Annotated in this window: 17 protein-coding genes; 16 read left to right on the top strand and 1 reads right to left on the bottom strand. The window is 37.4% G+C overall.

Translation table 11 applies throughout. The features are described from left to right. The first annotated feature begins 8 nt into the window (after positions 1–8). From JOC34_RS12130 to JOC34_RS12085, 10 genes are all read left to right on the top strand, one after another. Positions 9–1,160 carry a mandelate racemase/muconate lactonizing enzyme family protein gene (locus JOC34_RS12130; RefSeq protein WP_205137033.1) on the top strand — a complete coding sequence of 384 codons (1,152 nt, stop codon included), beginning with the start codon at positions 9–11 and terminating at the stop codon, positions 1,158–1,160. Positions 1,161–1,173: 13 nt separating this feature from the next. Beyond that, on the top strand, positions 1,174–2,271 hold the full coding sequence (locus JOC34_RS12125; protein ID WP_205137032.1) for a Gfo/Idh/MocA family protein: 1,098 nt from the start codon (positions 1,174–1,176) through the stop codon (positions 2,269–2,271). Positions 2,272–2,290: 19 nt separating this feature from the next. Beyond that, positions 2,291–3,460, top strand: coding sequence for a M20 family metallopeptidase (locus JOC34_RS12120; protein ID WP_205137031.1), 1,170 nt, complete (start codon positions 2,291–2,293; stop codon positions 3,458–3,460). Positions 3,461–3,485: 25 nt separating this feature from the next. Further along, positions 3,486–4,241 (top strand): SDR family NAD(P)-dependent oxidoreductase, encoded by a 756-nt coding sequence (locus JOC34_RS12115; RefSeq protein ID WP_205137030.1) that lies wholly within the window; start codon positions 3,486–3,488, stop codon positions 4,239–4,241. 26 nt (positions 4,242–4,267) lie between these two features. Then, positions 4,268–5,134 carry a fumarylacetoacetate hydrolase family protein gene (locus JOC34_RS12110; protein WP_205137029.1) on the top strand — a complete coding sequence of 289 codons (867 nt, stop codon included), beginning with the start codon at positions 4,268–4,270 and terminating at the stop codon, positions 5,132–5,134. A gap of 50 nt (positions 5,135–5,184) precedes the next feature. Then, positions 5,185–6,081, top strand: coding sequence for a carbohydrate ABC transporter permease (locus tag JOC34_RS12105; protein ID WP_205137028.1), 897 nt, complete (start codon positions 5,185–5,187; stop codon positions 6,079–6,081). Further along, complete coding sequence (locus tag JOC34_RS12100; protein ID WP_205137027.1) at positions 6,078–6,887, top strand: carbohydrate ABC transporter permease; 810 nt, start codon at positions 6,078–6,080, stop codon at positions 6,885–6,887. The genes JOC34_RS12105 and JOC34_RS12100 overlap by 4 nt, the downstream gene beginning before the upstream one ends. Before the next feature lie 48 nt (positions 6,888–6,935). After that, positions 6,936–8,228, top strand: coding sequence for an ABC transporter substrate-binding protein (locus tag JOC34_RS12095; protein WP_205137026.1), 1,293 nt, complete (start codon positions 6,936–6,938; stop codon positions 8,226–8,228). Between the two features lie 54 nt (positions 8,229–8,282). Further along, positions 8,283–9,548, top strand: coding sequence for an ABC transporter substrate-binding protein (locus tag JOC34_RS12090; protein WP_205137025.1), 1,266 nt, complete (start codon positions 8,283–8,285; stop codon positions 9,546–9,548). 137 nt (positions 9,549–9,685) lie between these two features. Beyond that, the gene (locus tag JOC34_RS12085; protein ID WP_205137024.1) at positions 9,686–10,984 is read left to right on the top strand and encodes an ABC transporter substrate-binding protein; all 1,299 of its coding nucleotides are present in this window, start codon (positions 9,686–9,688) and stop codon (positions 10,982–10,984) included. Positions 10,985–11,094: 110 nt separating this feature from the next. On the opposite strand, the gene JOC34_RS12080 is transcribed toward JOC34_RS12085, so the two are convergent. Then, on the bottom strand, positions 11,095–11,661 hold the full coding sequence (locus JOC34_RS12080) for a glycerol-3-phosphate responsive antiterminator (RefSeq protein ID WP_205137023.1): 567 nt from the start codon (positions 11,659–11,661) through the stop codon (positions 11,095–11,097). 108 nt (positions 11,662–11,769) lie between these two features. On the opposite strand from JOC34_RS12080, the gene JOC34_RS12075 reads away from it, so the two are divergent. The 6 genes from JOC34_RS12075 (at position 11,770) to JOC34_RS12050 (ending at position 17,996) form a co-directional block, all read left to right on the top strand. After that, positions 11,770–12,546, top strand: a complete 777-nt coding sequence (locus tag JOC34_RS12075) for an endonuclease/exonuclease/phosphatase family protein (protein WP_205137022.1) — start codon at positions 11,770–11,772, stop codon at positions 12,544–12,546. 511 nt (positions 12,547–13,057) lie between these two features. Further along, positions 13,058–13,951, top strand: a complete 894-nt coding sequence (locus tag JOC34_RS12070; RefSeq protein WP_205137021.1) for a carbohydrate ABC transporter permease — start codon at positions 13,058–13,060, stop codon at positions 13,949–13,951. Next, complete coding sequence (locus tag JOC34_RS12065) at positions 13,951–14,760, top strand: carbohydrate ABC transporter permease (protein ID WP_205137020.1); 810 nt, start codon at positions 13,951–13,953, stop codon at positions 14,758–14,760. Before JOC34_RS12070 ends, JOC34_RS12065 begins: the two co-directional genes overlap by 1 nt. A 105-nt stretch (positions 14,761–14,865) precedes the next feature. After that, complete coding sequence (locus tag JOC34_RS12060) at positions 14,866–16,230, top strand: ABC transporter substrate-binding protein (RefSeq protein ID WP_205137019.1); 1,365 nt, start codon at positions 14,866–14,868, stop codon at positions 16,228–16,230. 36 nt (positions 16,231–16,266) lie between these two features. After that, the gene (locus tag JOC34_RS12055; protein ID WP_205137018.1) at positions 16,267–17,001 is read left to right on the top strand and encodes a glycerophosphodiester phosphodiesterase; all 735 of its coding nucleotides are present in this window, start codon (positions 16,267–16,269) and stop codon (positions 16,999–17,001) included. Between the two features lie 194 nt (positions 17,002–17,195). Next, the gene (locus JOC34_RS12050) at positions 17,196–17,996 is read left to right on the top strand and encodes an HAD-IIA family hydrolase (RefSeq protein ID WP_205137017.1); all 801 of its coding nucleotides are present in this window, start codon (positions 17,196–17,198) and stop codon (positions 17,994–17,996) included. Positions 17,997–18,013 lie beyond the last annotated feature (17 nt).

Below are 18,013 nucleotides of genomic sequence, written 5' to 3'. Positions count from 1 at the left end.
TGAATGACTTGAAGATTACTGATGTTAAAACATTTATTGTAGGAAACAACTGGAAAAACTGGGTGTTTACACAGGTGGAAACAGATGAAGGGATAACTGGATTGGGAGAAGCTACATTAAATGGTTTTGCAAAGACGACCGAGGCTGCAGTTCATGAGTTAAAAAGATTAGTAATTGGAAAAGATCCTTTTGATGTTGAAAATATTTCATTAAGCTTATTCCGTGATTACTTTTCAGATGGTGGGCAAATTCAAGGAGCTGCTCTTTCTGGTATAGAATACGCTTGCTGGGATATTAAAGGAAAAGCTTTAGGGGTTCCTGTTTATAAACTACTTGGTGGAAAGTGTCATCCTAAATTGCGAGCTTATGCTAATGGCTGGTATCGGACAGCAAGTACACCAGATAACTTTTATGAAAATGCGAAGAAAGTTATTGATAAAGGATATACAGCGCTGAAATTTGATCCATTTGGCTCCGCTTGGCGCGTCGTTGATCGTCCGGATTTTCATTATGCGATTGAAAATATTGCTGCTGTAAGGGAGGCGGTGGGACAGAATGTTGATATTTTAATAGAAGGACACAATCGATTTAGTGTGCATACTGCATTACAGTTTGCAGAAGCGATGCTTCCTTATCATCCAACTTGGTTCGAGGCGCCGGTGCCACCACAGAAGATATCTTCGATGGTAGAAGTTGCTAAACGTAGCCCAGTGCCAATCGCTTGTGGGGAAGATTACTATTGTCGCGAACAGTTTTCGGAATTGTTAGCACATAATGCAGTTCATATCATCCAACTAGAACCGCAATATTTAGGTATAACATCAGCGAAACAAGTTGCTGCGATGACGCATGCAAATAACGGCGTAACTGCACCTCATAGTGCACAAGGGCCGCTTTGTTCGCTAGTATGTGCACATTTAAATACAGCAACACCTAACTTTTATCTACATGAAGTCTTTGATGACTTTAATGTTGATTGGACACAGCAATTGTTAAACCATCCAATTGAAGTGGAGGATGGTTATATTACAGTAAGTGATCGTCCGGGATGGGGAGCGGAATTAAATCTCGATGTGGTGAAGCAACATCCATATAACTCCAATAATTTTTTACCTCTCTTCTCTGACGGATGGGAAAAAAGACAATCTATCGAAAACTAAGGGGAGATATGGTATGGATAAGTTAAAGATTGGTATTGCGGGAACAAATCGCGGCAAACACTTTTTTGAAGACTTCGGTAAGCTTAATGATGCAGAGGTCGTAGCGGTTATGGATCCGGATAAAGAGGCTGTTGATCGCTTTTGTAAAGAACACCCAGTAATGCATGCGTTCACAAAGTATGAGGATCTATTAAATTGTGATATTGATGTTGTCGTGATTGCGTCGCCAATACAGATGCATGCACAACAGGCAATATTAGCGCTAAACAAGAATATACACGTTCTTTCTGAAGTTACGGCCGCGACTACCGTGGAAGATTGCCGGGCATTACTGCAAGCCGCCAAAAAAAGCAATGCACAGTATATGATGGCAGAAAACTACTGTTATATAAGAGAAAATGTTGCTGTTCGTAACATGGTTGAAGCTGGTGTGTTTGGCAAGATTTATTTTGCGGAGGGTGAATATCTGCATAATGTAACTTATCTTCATTATGATAAGCATGGTGAAGCTACCTGGAGAAGAAAGGAAATTACTACGAAACGTGGAAGTGTGTATGCAACACATAGCCTTGGTCCTACTTTAGATTGGTTTAACGATCGTGTTAAATATGTGAATTGCCTAGGTTCTGGTTCACATACTGTGCCAGAATATGAAAACGATGATAGCACATTGATGTTATGTAGAACAGAAAAGGGCGCCTTGATCAATATACGATTAGATATGGTATCGAATAGACCACATAACATGGGTTATTATAGCTTACAAGGAACAAAAGGATGCTATGAATCACCTAGGGTTCCAGGAGAGGAACACAGGGTATGGTTGAAAGATTATGCAGCGTCCAGTGAAAAATGGATGTCACTATCAGACTTTTATGCTGATTTCCTTCCTCCTGAATTGATCCATTTTCCTGAGGAAGCAAAAGGATCCCACCATTGGGGGGCAGATTACTTTATGGTTAAAGAATTTGTCCAATGTATTCGTGAAAATAAGCCAGTTAAAATCGATATTTATAAGGCGTTAGAATTTACGTTACCAGGTATACTGTCGGAAGAATCAATTCGTAATGGTGGAACACCTATAGAAGTTCCGGATGTTCATACATGGTAATCAATGGAGAGGGGAAATCATGGAAAATTTATTTAAACTTGTTAATTTGGAACGTGTAATTAATGAAACATTGAAACTAGTTGAGGTTCAGAATACTGCTGGTAATACAGTAGAAATAGCCAATCAATATGAACTTTTATTAGAGAACTCGGGATTCACTGTTCAAGTGTATGAGTTTATTCCAAATAACCCTACGATTGTTGCAAGATATCAAGGAAATACAAATCCTAACGGAAAAACGATCATTTTTAATGGTCATATGGATGTAATAACATTGGGGCATACTCCTCCACATGTAGAGGGAAACAAAATATATGGAAGAGGAACATGTGATATGAAAGGTTCTCTGGCCAGTATTTTGGAAGTCGCAAGAGTCCTCAAACAGGCCGAGTTAGAAATAGATGGAGAAATTATTATTATTGCAAACAGTATGCATGAAAGTCCAGGGGGGCGTGGAGAGGATTTAACTGCTTTGACGGAGCAGCTGGATTTGAATGCCGATGCTGTGGTTGTTATGGAGGGCGCAACCTATGATTGCACAGTTGCACAATTGGGTTCGGCTACCTTTAATATAAGGATCGAGAGAGAAGGGGAGCCAAGTCACCAATTATTTACGCTCGATGGCACACCACATCCAATTTCAGTACTAGCAGCGGTTATTCAATCGTTAGAAAAGGAAAATGAGTCCCTTAAGCGTAAGCAGATAGAGGATATTGGTAATGCTTCTTATTTTATTGGCAATGTACAAAGCGGAAACTTCTATAATCAAATGCCCAATAAAGCATTTCTAGAAGGTGTTAGAAGATATGGCCCAGAAGAATCTTACGACGAAGTGGAAGATCAAATGAGACAGATATTAAATGAATTGGCATCTAAGTATGGGGTAAGTATTTCTCTGGAAATGAAAAAAGTGAGAGACGGTTATCGAATCGATAAAGCGCATGATCTTGTCAAAGCACTTCAGAAGTCAGTAAAGCAAACCAGAGGAATAGCGTTGCCGTTAGTTGGTAAAAAACTTGTTACAGATGCTGGGATTTTTGTTAAAGGTATGAATATACCTGCTATTTGCTACGGCCCTGATCAAAGTAGAGCACATAGTGAAACAGAATATGTAGAAATCAGTGAATTAAAACAGACGATAAATGTTTATTTGCAACTTATTCATGAATATTTAGGAATCAAATTTTAGGAAGTTGTTATTGGGGGGGATGAAAATGAATCATAAGCGTGTCTTGGTTACGGGAGCAGCAAGTGGAATTGGAAGAGGTATCGCAGAAAAATTTTTGGAAGAAGGCGCTCGTGTTATTCTGCTGGATAAAGATGAAAAAAACTTGAAGGATACAATAATTCAGTTGAAATCGAAAAAAGGAATAGCACACGCTATAGTATGTGATATAGCCCAAGAAAAGGAGCTTCGCTTAGCTATTGAACAGTCATGGGATTACTGGGATGGGTTGGATGTATTAATTAACAATGCTGGCTTGGCTTTGCGTGAATCCTTTGTAGATATATCTATATCTAATTGGGATCTGATAATGGATATTAATTTACGTGCAACATTTGTGTTAAGTCAGATCGTCTCCAAAAAAATGATAGCGAAGGACATCGCGGGTTCAATTGTAAATATTACCTCTAAAAATGGGCTTTCGGGTAGTTCAAAGTTAGCGCATTATAATACATCCAAAGCAGGTATTAACCTGTTAACACAATCGATGGCAGTGGAGCTGGCCAGATATGGTATTAGAGTGAATGCTGTTGCACCCGGGTTTATTGAAACACCATTGGATCGTGAATTAAAACAACAAGAAGGATCTCTAAATATAACAGATAAAACGCCAATGAAACGTATGGGAACTGTCCTAGAAGTTGCAAACGGCGTTTTTTTTCTAGCGTCAGATGCGGCCTCTTATATAACTGGTACAACATTGGTTATTGATGGTGGGCATCTTGCCAATGCAAGTGAATTTTAAATGGTGTAAGAGGGAGGAGAACTGTAATGAATTTGGTAACGATAAGAACAGAAAATGGAAATAACTTAGGAATAAAAACTGAAAAAGGAATTTTAAATGTAACAGCTGCAATGCCGGATATTATTGATTCACAAACCATAATTGAAAATGGATTGAGCGAGCTTATAGAGTTGAAGGAGAAGGTACTCAAAGGAGAAGAGGCATGTGAATTTCTAGAAGAAGACAAACTCAATTTGGGGCCATGTGTCATAGCCCCCAGTAAAATAGTGTGTGTAGGGTTAAATTATCGGAAACATGCAGCGGAATCAAATAGTGAAGTCCCTACATCTCCTATTTTGTTTAATAAGTATAATAATTCACTTGCAGGTCACAAAGATGTTATAACACTTCCACGTGATTCTGAGCAGGTTGATTATGAAGCGGAATTGGCTATTGTTATCGGTCAAGAGGCAAAAGAAGTGTCACAAGAAAAGGCACTTGACCATGTGTTTGGGTATTGTGCTGCTAATGATTTATCAGCACGAGATCTTCAATTTAGGTCTAATCAGTGGCTGCTTGGAAAGAGCTTAGATGGATTTTGCCCAATTGGCCCTTATTTAGTAACGTCCGACGAGATTGACAATCCAAATCAATTAGAAATAAGTTGCACTGTTAATGGGGAAATTCGCCAAAAATCCAACACAAAGGATATGATATTTCATTGCGATGAAATCATCAGTTATATATCTCATTATATGACACTTGTACCTGGGGACATTATTTTAACAGGAACCCCCGAAGGCGTCATTTTAGGCGCACAAGAATCTGAAAAAAACTGGTTGAAACATGGAGATGAAATGGTAGTTGAATTAGAGGGACTAGGAAAACTGATGACTACAATATCCGAACATTAGATTAATTAGCGCGCATTTATTTTAATATAGACAAAAGAGGTGAAGAGTCGATGAAAACTAAAAGTAATATAGGCAAGGAAATAAAATTATTTGGTATGGGGCTGAGTTATTTACTCCCTACATTCTTACTATTAGGGGTGTTCCTGTTTTATCCTATTATAAAAACGATTCAATTTAGCTTATCTGATGTTTTAGATGGGGGTGTTGTTGATCACTTCGTTGGGTTGAAGCATTACCTTGCATTATTTAGTTCAGCATCATTTTTAAATAGTATTAAAGTATCTTTTATATTTGTGCTCTATACAGTGCCAATTACGATTATTCTTTCATTATTCTTAGCCGTAATTGCAAATGAAAAATTAAAGGGTACGAAGTTTTTTCAAATGATTTTTTCTTCACAATTAGGAATATCCGGTGCTGCAAGCTCGGCAATATTGCTGTTTTTCTTTCATCCCACACTTGGAACAATAAATAATATGCTGGGGTTTTTTGGGATACCAAGTATTGGTTGGTTGACCTCTCCAGATTGGGCGCTGTTCTCAGTAGCACTGGCAACTGTTTGGATGGGGCTCAGTTTAAACTTTATTCTTTTATTAGGTGGATTACAAAATATATCGGTTGACTTATATGAGAGCGCTACAGTAGATGGCGCGGGATATTGGACACGTTTATTTAAGATTACGATTCCGTTGCTAAGTCCCATTTTATTTTTTGTAACCATTATAAACTTTATCAATGCTTTTCAGTCCTTTGGACAGATCCACATTCTGACTGAGGGTGGTCCGAGTGAGGCAACAAATCTCATTGTCTATTCTATTTATAGAGAATCATTTATATATGGCAATTATGGATTTGCAAGTGCACAGGCGGTTGCGTTATTTATTATTACTTTGGTCGTCACGTTAATTCAATTTAAAGCTGGGGAAGGGAGAGTTCATTATCAATGATGAAGAAAATCATCTTTTATATACTACTTTCCGTTAGTGCATTTATTATGTTTGCACCAATTCTCTATGCTATATCCGTCAGTTTTATGTCTGCGAGTGATATAAATAATGCTGCTTTATTACCATCAAAGCCAAGTTTTGATGCATATAAAGAAGCTGCAGAGCGAATACCATTACTTCAATTCTTGGGTAATAGTTTATTGATCGCGACATCTGTAATGATTGGGCAAATCATACTGTGCAGTTTAGCGGCCTTTGCTTTCGTTTTTATTCCTTTTAAGGGGAAAAACTTTTTATTTATACTTTTATTAAGCACAATGCTTATTCCTTTTGAATCAACCATTATACCTAACCATGTAACAATAATAAATTTAGGATGGTTAGACACCTATCAGGCTTTAATTGTTCCAACGTTGGTAACACCTTTTGGCGTCTTCCTGCTTAGACAACATTTTTTGACAATGCCCAAGGAATTGTGGGATGCGGCACAAATGGATGGGTGTTCCTACTTTCGATATTATTTATCCTTTGCATTGCCTTTATCAAAAGCAACTTTAGGTGCGCTAAGTATATTTGCTTTCATTAGTTCTTGGAACAGTTATTTGTGGCCGCTTATTATGACTAGTGATGATAGCGTTCGCCCTATCCAAATTGGTTTAAAAATGTTGGTAAGCTCTCAGGCATCAAATAACTGGCCAATCGTTATGGCTGGAGCAATTATCGCCCTCGTTCCGACATTGTTGATTCTTTTCTTTGGATTAAAATATATTAGGAAAGGATTACTCTCAGGATCGATTAAAGGATGAAAAATAGTTTTTAATTAGACAGTATTTAATAATGAAAGGATGGGTTAAGTGAGAAAGTTGTTTGTGTTATTTGTTGTATTAGGTCTCGCGATGACAGGCTGTAGCAGTAAAACCAGTGAAACAACAAAAACAGAGGAAGGAAAAGTAGTTGTTGAGTTTTGGCATAGTCTTGATGGGGATAATGGCCAGACGCTGGATGGAATAATCAAGCATTTTAATGAACAATCCGATTCAGTTGAGGTTAAAGCATCGTTTCAAGATAATGTGCAGCAGCAAATGCGTACAGTAGGTAAAACAAATTCTGCACCCGTAGTCTTTATGGGGCAAGGACGGGAAACTGCCTATTATAGTCAAAGTGATTATGTTACTTCTATAGAAGCATTAATGGAAGAAGATAGTGAATTCGATATCTCATCATTGAATGAAGCTGTGGTTGAGAATCATTCTATTGATGGGAAATTGAATTCCATGCCATTTAATGTTTCCGTACAGTTAATGTTTTATAATGCGGATCTATTTGAACAAGCAGGGCTGGATCCAAATGATCCGCCACAAACTTTTGGCGAGATTCAAGCAGATGCCGAGACATTAACGACTGGTGAAAATATGAAAGGTTTTTCAATACCACTTGATTCATCTTTTATCACTAATTTTTTTGCTGTACAAGATGAATTAATGTATAACAATGACAATGGCCGATCTGGTGAAGCGCCTACTGAAACCTATTTGAATTCTCCCGTTGGTAAGGAAATTTACAACTGGATTAGTGACATGAATGAGGCTGGAACATTTGGAAATTATGGAAGGACCTGGTCCAATACACAATTAGCCTTTTCCTCCGGAGAATTAGCAATGTATTTAGATTCCTCAGCGGTTACTGGGATATGGCTTGATACACTTGATTTTAAACTTAAAGCAGCGCCATTTCCTATCCCGGATGATGTAGAGTGGGTAGGTGAAAACCAAGGAGGGTCAGAGCTTTGGTTATCGAACCAAGCCACAGAGGAAGAACAAGAAGCTGGGTGGGAATTTATTAAGTTTATGGTAAGTCCAGAAGTACAATCTGAATGGGCTGCATCAACAGGATATGTTCCAGTTACACCAGAATCTGCAGAAATTTCCCCTTTAAAAGAGGCATATAATGAAAATGAACAGTTAAAAGTTGGATATGATGTTTTACAAGAAACTGAACCTTCGGATGCTACGGCAGGGCCATCTATTGAACAGCTAGAAGTAACGGAACAAATTGCTCAATCTTTGGAAAATCTTGTTCAAGGCGATAAAGTGGAAAATGTATTAAATGATGTAGAAGAAAAAATAAATGATTTGTTACAGGAGTAATGGTTAAATTTAAAAGTCTTACAAAAGGGACTGATTACATTGAAGAAAGCGCTAATGTTAATAATCATTATGGGTCTGGTGTTGCTGGGATGTAGTAATTCAAAAGAGACAGCCAAAACCGAAGATGGAAAAACAGTCGTAGCGTTTTGGCATAATTTAGATGGTGATAATGCCGAGACTTTGGATAGTATTATAAAAAAGTTCAACAAACAATCTGATTCAGTAAAGATAAAACCTTCATTTCAGGATAATGTGCAGCAGCAGATGCGTACGGTAGGATCGACAAATTCAGCACCTACTGTGTTCATGGGGGGAGACACAGCTTATTATAGTCAAAGTAGTTATATAACACCTATAGAAGAGATGATAGAAGCAGATAGTGAATTTGATATTTCAGATCTGAATGAAGCAGTAGTAGAAAACCATTCCCTGGATGGGAAATTAAATGCTATGCCATTTAATGTCTTTGTACCTTTGTTATTTTATAATGTCGAATTATTTGAGGAGGCTGGATTAGATCCCGATAACCCACCTGAAACATTTAGTGAAGTTGAAAAGACTGCACAAACCTTAACATCAAAGGATGTACATGGATTTGCAATTCCTATTGACACGTCGTTTATTTATAATCTCTTTGCGATACAAGATGAATTGGTATTTAATAATGATAATGGGCGAACAGGTGCAGATCCCACAGAAACGCTTTTAAATTCAACTGCGGGTAAAGATATTTACACGTGGATAGATGATATGAATAAGGCGGGTACCTTTGGAAACTATGGCAGGACATGGTCAAATACACAATTAGCCTTCTCGTCAGGTGAATTGGGGATGTATTTAGAATCCTCCGCGGTAACAGGAATATGGCTCGATACACTTGATTTTGATTTCCAAACAGCTCCTATGCCGGTGCCAGATGGTAAAGAATGGACTGGTGTAAACCAAGGTGGTTCGCAACTGTGGTTATCAAACCAAGCTACCGATGAAGAACAAACAGCTGGCTGGGAATTCATTAAATATTTAGTAAGTCCGGAAGTACAATCTGAATGGGCTGCATCAACAGGATATGTTCCCGTTACGCCAGAAGCAGCAGAAGTTTCTCCTTTAAAAGAAGTCTATAGTGAACATGAACAGTTCAAAGAAGCATATGATGCGCTGAATAATACAGAACCAACAGAAACTACTGCAGGTCCATCATTAGGAAAGGTGGAAGTGTCCGAGCAAATTGCACAATCCTTTGAAGACCTGATACAGGGTAAAAATGTGGAAGATGTATTGAATGAGGCGGAAGAAAAAATAAATAGTATATTACAGGAGTAATCGCTAATTAGGAACAAAATGATCCGTTTGAAATTAAAAAATGCGAAACAATAAAGACCTAACAGTTAGGATTGGCCTTTCTAAACGAACATTATTTTAATAGACTAAAAGTCTAAATATAAAAGGGGCTGAGTAAGTTGAGAAAAGTTCTGGTGTTGATAATCGTTTTAGGTCTTGTTTTGTTCGGATGCAGTAATGCTAAAGTAACGGAGAAAACTGGGGATGGGAAAGTTGTTGTTGAATTCTGGCATGGTTTAGATGGAGACAATGCGCTGACACTAGAAGGGATAATTAAGGACTTTAATGAACAATCCGATTCTATCGAGGTCAAAGCATCGTTTCAAGATAATGTGCAACAGCAAATGAGTACAGTAGGATCGACGAAATCAGCACCCACTGTATTTATGGGGGCAGACGCATCTTACTATAGGGATACAGCCTATTATAGCCAAAGTGGTTACATTACACCAATAGAAGAAATGATTGAAACGGATAGTGATTTTGACCTTTCAAAACTGAATGAATCCGTAGTGAAAAATCACTCCTTAGATGGCAAATTAAATTCAATGCCATTTAACATTTTCGTTCCATTGCTGTTTTATAGTGTTGAATTATTTGAAGAAGCTGGATTAGACCCAGATAATCCACCCGAAACATTCAGTGAAATCGAAGCAGCAGCAAAATCTTTAACGTCAGAGGAAGTACAGGGATTTTCTATTCCGATTAATACATCATTTATTTATAACCTTTTTGCGATACAAGATGAATTGGTATTTAATAATGATAATGGACGTTCAGGTGAAGTACCAACAGAGACGTTTTTAAATTCACCAACTGGTAATGACATTTATAATTGGATAGATGGGATGAATAAGGCGGGGACTTTCGGTAATTATGGAAGAACATGGTCCAATACACAACTCGCTTTTTCCTCAGGGGAATTAGCGATGTATTTGGATTCCTCCGCGGTAACAGGTATATGGCTCGATACGCTTGATTTTGAATTTCAAACAGCTCCTTTACCTGTACCAGAAGGAGAAGAATGGACAGGTGTAAACCAAGCAAGTGGTCAACTGTGGATATCAAATCAAGGCACTGATGAAGAACAGAATGCTGGCTGGGAATTTATTAAGTATATGGTTAGCCCAGCAGTACAATCAGAATGGGCCGCATCAACAGGGTATGTGCCAGTCACGCCAGAAGCGGCTGAAATATCACCGCTAAAAGAGGTTTATAATGAACATGAACAGTTTAAAAAAGCATATGATGCCTTAAATAATACGAAGCCAACAGAGGCAACTGCAGGCCCATCAATAGATAAAATGGAAATATCCGAGCAAATTGAACAATCGATCGAAAATCTTATCCAGGGAAAAAGTGTGGAAGATGTATTGGACGAAGCGGAGGGAAAAATAAACAGCATTTTGCAGGAATAAATATCATGTAAAATAAAAATATGGGTTTATCGGTGTACCAGTTAAATATTTCTTCTACCTATACAATAGTTGATGCTGTTGTATAGGTAGATTATTATACTATTAAGGTTTTATAACCCCAAGTTCCACAACTTCGGATCTCCTGTAGAAATAGCTAATGCCCCGGCTTCTAATCCATTAAGTATTTCATCCTTTTTACTTACTAGACCACCAGCAATAATTGGTAGGTGGGTTTGTTTTGTCAGATCATCTATGATCGTAGGCATGATTCCTGGAAGTACTTCAATTGCATGAGGTTTACACTTATGTGCTATATCAATCCCTTTTTTTAGTCCATTTCGATCAATAAGAAAAATGCGTTGAATGGTCATTAATCCTGCTTCATTCGCGTATTTTATTAAACCACTTTTCGTTGTAATGATGCCGTCAGGTTTCCACATTTTCGCTATATATTTAATTGCACTTGGTGTATTTGACAGGCCTTCGATAAAATCGATATGCACAAACGTAATTTTATTTACTGCTTTTAATCGATCTATATAATCTTTTGTTGTAATTAAATTTCCTGCGAGAAGGAAAGTGATATTGGCGTCAGATTGAATAGCTTTTTCAATATCCGCTTCCTTTTTAATAGATGCAATAACTTGGGATTGAACCATGTCAGTTATTTTAGTCATGTAAACCCTACTTTCAAAATCTAATTTGATATTAATTATATCATAGTTTACAATGTTGAGAAACTTAAGTTAATGGTGTTATGATTAACAGAGAAGAGGTGAATTCATATGAGTGCTTTAAAAATAATGACGTACAACATGTTACATATTGACAATGATCCAGCGAACGATTGGAATAAAAGAAAATATCTAATTCGTTCAGTAATAGACAGGGAAGACCCAGACGTGATTGGCACACAGGAGTGTTTATATACGCAAATTCAAGATCTGTTGCACTTGTTACCTGATTATGATTGGATTGGTCTAGGACGACTTGGTGGAAGTAATGATGATTACATGGCTATTTTTTATAAAAGAGATCGAATAACATTACTTGCATATGATCACTTTTGGCTCTCAGATACGCCGCGTTTGATTGGCTCTATGTCCTTTGGGAACAAGCTGCCACGTATGGTAACATGGGCAAAATTCGCAGATAAACATAGTGGAAAAATATTTTATCATTTGAATACCCACTTGGATTATATTTCTGAGGTGGCGCGAATAAAGGCTACGGGCTTAATTTGTGAGAAAGTAAAAGAATTGGAACCAAATATTCCGGTATTTTTAACGGGGGACTTTAATACAGATATAAAGACAATACCATTTCATATGTTGACGAAGGAAGGCTTATTTACGGACACATGGGATTTGGCACAAGAACATATCAATCAAACGAATGGAACAAAAAATGATTTCATCTACCAAGATGGTGGGGACCAGCGTATCGATTGGATCTTAGTGAAGGAAAGGATTGTGGTAAACCGTATAAAGATCGTAACCGACTGTCCAGGAGGGGTTTTTCCTAGCGATCATTTTCCTGTAATTGCAGATTGTGTGTTTTAAAAAAGAATATTCAATTTTGGATTGACTATAGATATGATGTGTTGTATAGTGTAATTAACAGCAATTGAAAGCGGTATCATTCAACTACATTCATGCTTCATAAATTGAATATTGGGTGGAGACGAAGAGAACCCCTTAAAGTGTTTTGGAGGAATATGCAATTTATATTTCTTTCCAATGGCTTTTTGGGGTTCTTTGTGTTTGAAGTAACACCAAGAACAAGTTATGTATTATCTTTGTGATTTTTCTGTAAAATCAGTTAAATATTTGTTAATTTTAATTAATGAAGCTAAGTTTATGTTTAAATAGGAGCTACTGAAGCCTCTTAAATTTGGCATAGCAGGGTTATTAGGTCGTAATAGAAAGTCTAAAGGATATTCCGAATGATCAAAGACAAGAGTAGCGTAGCATGTGGAAACTAAATTAAGAAAAAGGTTTAGGTATTTTATTCATTTAGAGGAATACGATACTTAAAAGTACAAGTATAGCAATTTAAAGGGGTGTGTTATTCATGGCAAAAACATCTATAAATAAAAAGAAGTCAAAATTTCCCGTAGGAATATGGTATTTACTGCCCGCGCTCATTGTATTTTCTGTTTTTCTTTTCTATCCAATGTTTAAAACATTGTATCTAAGCTTCTTCATAACAGATACAAGAGGGGACGCGATTTTCTTCAATGGAATTGAAAATTATACTGATTTATTTCATTCGAAAGAGTTTCTATTAAGCTTTAAGAATAGCTTTTTATTTGTCTTATATACAGTTATACCCACGATACTTATATCATTGTTTTTAGCTGTGCTAGCAAACGAAAAATTACGAGGATCACAATTTTTTAAAGTAGCATTCTCGTCAACGCTGGGTGTTTCATCGGCAGCAGCTGCCGTGATTTGGTTGTTCTTGTTTAATCCTAGTATTGGGTTAGTGAATAACGTAATGGATATATTTGGAATGTCAGGTGTTGGCTGGGTCACAGATAAAAGTTTTGCACTTATCTCTATATCTATTACAACCATTTGGATGCACCTAGGGTTTAATTTCATCATTTTACTCGGTGGGCTACAAAATATTTCAGAGGATTTGTACGAGAGTTCTAAAATCGATGGTGCCAACTACTTCCAACGATTTCGTAAAATCACAGTCCCCATGTTGTCACCCACCTTGTTCTTTGTCATTATTATTGGCGTTATTAACTCTTTTCAGTCATTTGGTCAGATCGATATTATGACAAAAGGGGGACCCGCCGGTTCGACGAATCTAATTGTGTACTCTATTTATAAAGATGCGTTCGTTAACCATGCTGTAGGCTATGCTAGTGCACAAGCTATGATATTATTTGTCATCATTTTAATTGCTACACTGATTCAGTTTAAAGTCGGCGAAAGGAAGGTGCATTATCAATAATGTTAAAAAAAATACTTGTATATACCTTCTTGATATTAGCTTCTATTGTCGTTTTGGGGCCGATTCTTTACGCAGTATCCATTAGTTTTATGGATTCAAAAGATGTATTTTCAGGGTCATTGTTACCATCTTCATTACACTTTGATAATTATGTTGCTGCTGCAACAGCTGTTCCAATTGTTAAGTTTTTAATGAATAGTTTAATTCAAGCAGGGCTTATTACAATTGGTATGGTGATTATCTGTAGTTTGACAGCATATGCATTTGTGTTCCTACCGTTCAGAGGGATTAATATTGTATTCTTTTTAGTCATTGCAACGATGATGATACCTTGGGAAGCAACCATTATCCCCAATTTTGCGACAGTAAGAGATTTAGGATGGCTGAACTCCTTTACAGGATTGGTCATTCCGAAATTCGCAGGTGCCTTTGGAATATTTTTGTTAAGGCAATCATTTATGACCATCCCAAAGGAATTGCAGGAAGCGGCAGAAATGGATGGCTGTGGACATTTTCGCTTTTACTTAAGGATGGTACTCCCTGTTTCCGTGCCGATGTTAGCGACACTGGGAATATATACATTCTTGACATCATGGAACGAATATCTATGGCCGCTACTCGTTACAAACGATAATAGTGTACGAACCGTTCAAGTAGGGTTGAAAATGATGCGTGCAGAAGAAACATCCAATAACTGGCCGATGATAATGGCTGCAGTGGTACTCGTTATTTTACCGACGTTATTAATTATATTCCTGGGTCAGAAGATGCTACAAAAAGGATTAACTTCCGGGTCACTGAAAGGGTAACAACATGAATGATAATATATACGTCTGTGAAACGGGGAGGGTTATGCTGAAAACCAATAGTTTCTGATTTATAGCTAGAAAAATATTTTAAGGGGAGTGGAGAAAATGAACCGTTTCAAAATGCTGGGAATGGCTCTTATCGTCCTGATAATGGTATTTTCGTTGGCGGCGTGTGGCTCAAAAGAGAAAAAATCAGAGCAAAAAGAAGATGTTACGAAGGATGGAAAAATTGCTCTTGACTACTGGAACGCTATTGGTGGTGATGCGGGTGAAGCATTACAGGAATTGGTAGATAACTTTAATGATAGTCAAGATGAAATTGAAATTAATAGTTTGTATCAAGGTTCATATGACGAGGCATTAAATAAACTAAAACAGGTAGAGGGGACGAAGGAAGCACCATCTATTGTTCAGTTATTTGGTACAGGAAATAGAGAAATGATCGACACGGCGGACATTGTACCTGTTCAAAATTTTATGGATGAGGAAGACTATGATACGAGTATGTTTGAAGATGCCACGATAGATTACTATACATTTGACGATAAAATATATTCGATGCCATTTAGTACTTCAAATGCGATTATGTATTATAACAAAGACGCATTTGAAGAAGTAGGATTGAATCCGGATGATCCGCCTCAATCGTATAGTGAGATAGAAGCAGCATCAAAAAAATTAACCGTTAAAGATGGGGATAAGATTGAACGTTATGGTTTTTCCTTCCCAATTTATGGTTGGCTGTTTGAGGAATTAATGGCCAATCAAGGCGAGTTAGTGGTAAATAATGATAATGGGCGCAAGGGTGAAAGAGCGACCGCAGCTGCATTTGACAGTGAAGCAGGATTAAACATTATGAACTGGCTAAAGGATTTACATGAGAAGGATTTGAATGCAAACTATGGACGTGATTTGGATGACTATGGTTCGGCCTTTAAAACTGGCGAAGTAGCAATTACAATGCAATCTTCTGCCCATATTGCAGATTATGTTGCAGATTCTGATTTTGAAGTAGGTACAGCATTTTTGCCGCATCCAGATGGTGTGGAACCAAAGGGTGCCCAAATTGGAGGAAATTCACACTGGATCATGGCAAATCAATCAGAGGAAGCACAAGAAGCAGCTTGGGAGTTTTTGAAGTTTCTTTCGACTGCTGAAAATCAGGCGTTTTGGTCCGTAAATACTGGCTATTTCCCAATACGCAGTGATGCCAGAGATGAGCAAATATTAATAGATGCATATGAAGAAACGCCACAATTAAAGACTCCAGTAGAACAGTTGGAGGCAACGGAACCGATACCTGAAACAGGAGGAGCTGCAATTGGTATTATTCCAGAAATGCGACAAACGATTGAGGATCAGATTGAAAGACTTTACGATGGAAGCGCCGATCCACAAGAAGCTTTAACAGATGCAGCAGATAAAACAACAAAGGCGATTGAAAAATACGAAAAGATAACAGGAAATTAATGAGTAAATTAATAGATGGAGAAAGAAGGGTTGCTTATGAAAATTGTTGCACATCGAGGGGCATCCGGTTATTGTCCGGAAAACACACTGGCAGCTTTTAAAAAGGCTGTTGAGGTAAATGTCGATAGTATTGAGCTTGACGTGCGTTTATCGAAGGATGGCGTACCAGTTATTTGTCATGATGCGAAGATTAACAGAACAAGTAACGGCACTGGATATATACACGAATTGACCTTGGAGGAACTGAAGCAATATGATTTCGGTTCCTGGTATGGGGATGAATTTGTAGGAGAACGTATTCCGACATTGGAAGAAGTCTTGGTATTTTTACAAGAAAGTGATGTAACGGTTAACATTGAGATTAAAAATGGCCCAGTCATACAGGGAAATATCGAGGAGGAGATGCTTCGGCTTGTGTATAAATACGATTTTAATGATCGTGTATGGATCTCTTCCTTTGATCACCATAGTTTGAAAAAGGTTGCTGATTTAGATAAACATATCAAAATTGGATTTATTTTCCACATGAATCTGATAAACCTATTCGATTATATCGATAATAGTGGTATTGATCCATACAGCATCCATCCAAATTATTTTTACATCACGGAAGAAATGCTTAAGGAAGCGCATCAACGAAATTACAAAGTTTTTGCGTATACGGTAGACGACGTAACGGTTGGGGAGAAATACAAGCATATGGGAGTAGATGGGGTGGTAACAAATAAACCACTAGCTTACAAACAATCTGGTCTATTTACTTCAAAATGATCATAACAATATATAATGGAAAGATTCTAGATTCGATGTTCATTATAAAAACATAAAATTGCATGGGAAAGAGACGAGGAGAAAACCCAAGCTATTTAAAAGTCTGTCCAGCAGGCTTTTAAATAGCTTGTTTTTTTAGTCCGATTAGGAATATGAAGTTCCATAAATAGACGTTGATCAAGGAGGTAGTAAAAATGACCAGGGGATATATTTTTGATTTAGATGGAACGGTTTATTTAGGCGACCAATTAATTAGTGGAGCAGTTGAAACGATTAAACATTTACGAGATAATGGAGATAAGGTGGTATTCTTAACCAACAAACCAATTTCCACCCGGAATGATTACATGATAAAGTTAAAGAAGTTAGGTATTGATGTGAAAGTAAATGAAATCATTAACTCTAATTACATAACAGCTAAGTATTTAAAAGAACGGCTTACAAAGGATGATGCTGTCTTTGTAGTTGGTGAAGATCCGCTCTTTGAAGAGCTAAGCAATGAAAACATTCGAACGACGACCGACCCAGATCAAGCAAATTTTGTGGTACTGAGCTGGGACCGGCAATTTACTTATGAAAAGTTAAATATTGCGTATCAAGCATGGTTCAAAAATAAGGCAACGATTGTAGCTACAAACCCTGATCGAACTTGCCCAGTTTATGGTGGTCAGGTACCAGATTGTGGGGCAATAATTGGAGCTGTCGAAGGTGCTACAGGCCAACCGATTGATTATGTGATTGGAAAACCATCCGATTTCACCGCTCAGTTTATTGTTCATGAAGTTTTGAAGTTAAAACCAGAGGAATGCTACATGGTAGGCGACCGACTTGAAACGGATATCCGTATGGGAAACGAGAATGGCCTAAAAACCATCCTTGTTTTAACAGGGATTACAAAAAAGACCATGGTGAATGAATCTCATGATCAACCAACATATACCATGGATAGTATTAAAGATATCATTTATCTAAATAAAGGAAGTCAATATTCCTAAGGGCATTTTGTGAAGTT

The sequence above is a fragment of the Virgibacillus halotolerans genome, assembly GCF_016908515.1.
GTDB lineage: Bacteria > Bacillota > Bacilli > Bacillales > Amphibacillaceae > Virgibacillus_M > Virgibacillus_M halotolerans.
The sequence above is the reverse complement of the archived record's forward strand: the minus strand, read 5'-3'. Positions and strand labels throughout refer to the sequence as shown.

Excerpts from the sequence above, each read along its gene's own strand:
- JOC34_RS12090 (WP_205137025.1), top strand. The coding sequence starts at position 8,283 with ATGTTAATAATCATTATGGGTCTGGTGTTGCTGGGATGTAGTAATTCA.
- JOC34_RS12125 (WP_205137032.1), top strand. The coding sequence starts at position 1,174 with ATGGATAAGTTAAAGATTGGTATTGCGGGAACAAATCGCGGCAAACAC.
- JOC34_RS12055 (WP_205137018.1), top strand. The coding sequence starts at position 16,267 with ATGAAAATTGTTGCACATCGAGGGGCATCCGGTTATTGTCCGGAAAAC.
- JOC34_RS12120 (WP_205137031.1), top strand. The coding sequence starts at position 2,291 with ATGGAAAATTTATTTAAACTTGTTAATTTGGAACGTGTAATTAATGAA.
- JOC34_RS12075 (WP_205137022.1), top strand. The coding sequence starts at position 11,770 with ATGAGTGCTTTAAAAATAATGACGTACAACATGTTACATATTGACAAT.
- JOC34_RS12100 (WP_205137027.1), top strand. The coding sequence starts at position 6,078 with ATGATGAAGAAAATCATCTTTTATATACTACTTTCCGTTAGTGCATTT.
- JOC34_RS12065 (WP_205137020.1), top strand. The coding sequence starts at position 13,951 with ATGTTAAAAAAAATACTTGTATATACCTTCTTGATATTAGCTTCTATT.
- JOC34_RS12060 (WP_205137019.1), top strand. The coding sequence starts at position 14,866 with ATGAACCGTTTCAAAATGCTGGGAATGGCTCTTATCGTCCTGATAATG.
- JOC34_RS12105 (WP_205137028.1), top strand. The coding sequence starts at position 5,185 with ATGAAAACTAAAAGTAATATAGGCAAGGAAATAAAATTATTTGGTATG.
- JOC34_RS12080 (WP_205137023.1), bottom strand. The coding sequence starts at position 11,661 with ATGACTAAAATAACTGACATGGTTCAATCCCAAGTTATTGCATCTATT.
- JOC34_RS12110 (WP_205137029.1), top strand. The coding sequence starts at position 4,268 with ATGAATTTGGTAACGATAAGAACAGAAAATGGAAATAACTTAGGAATA.
- JOC34_RS12070 (WP_205137021.1), top strand. The coding sequence starts at position 13,058 with ATGGCAAAAACATCTATAAATAAAAAGAAGTCAAAATTTCCCGTAGGA.
- JOC34_RS12050 (WP_205137017.1), top strand. The coding sequence starts at position 17,196 with ATGACCAGGGGATATATTTTTGATTTAGATGGAACGGTTTATTTAGGC.
- JOC34_RS12115 (WP_205137030.1), top strand. The coding sequence starts at position 3,486 with ATGAATCATAAGCGTGTCTTGGTTACGGGAGCAGCAAGTGGAATTGGA.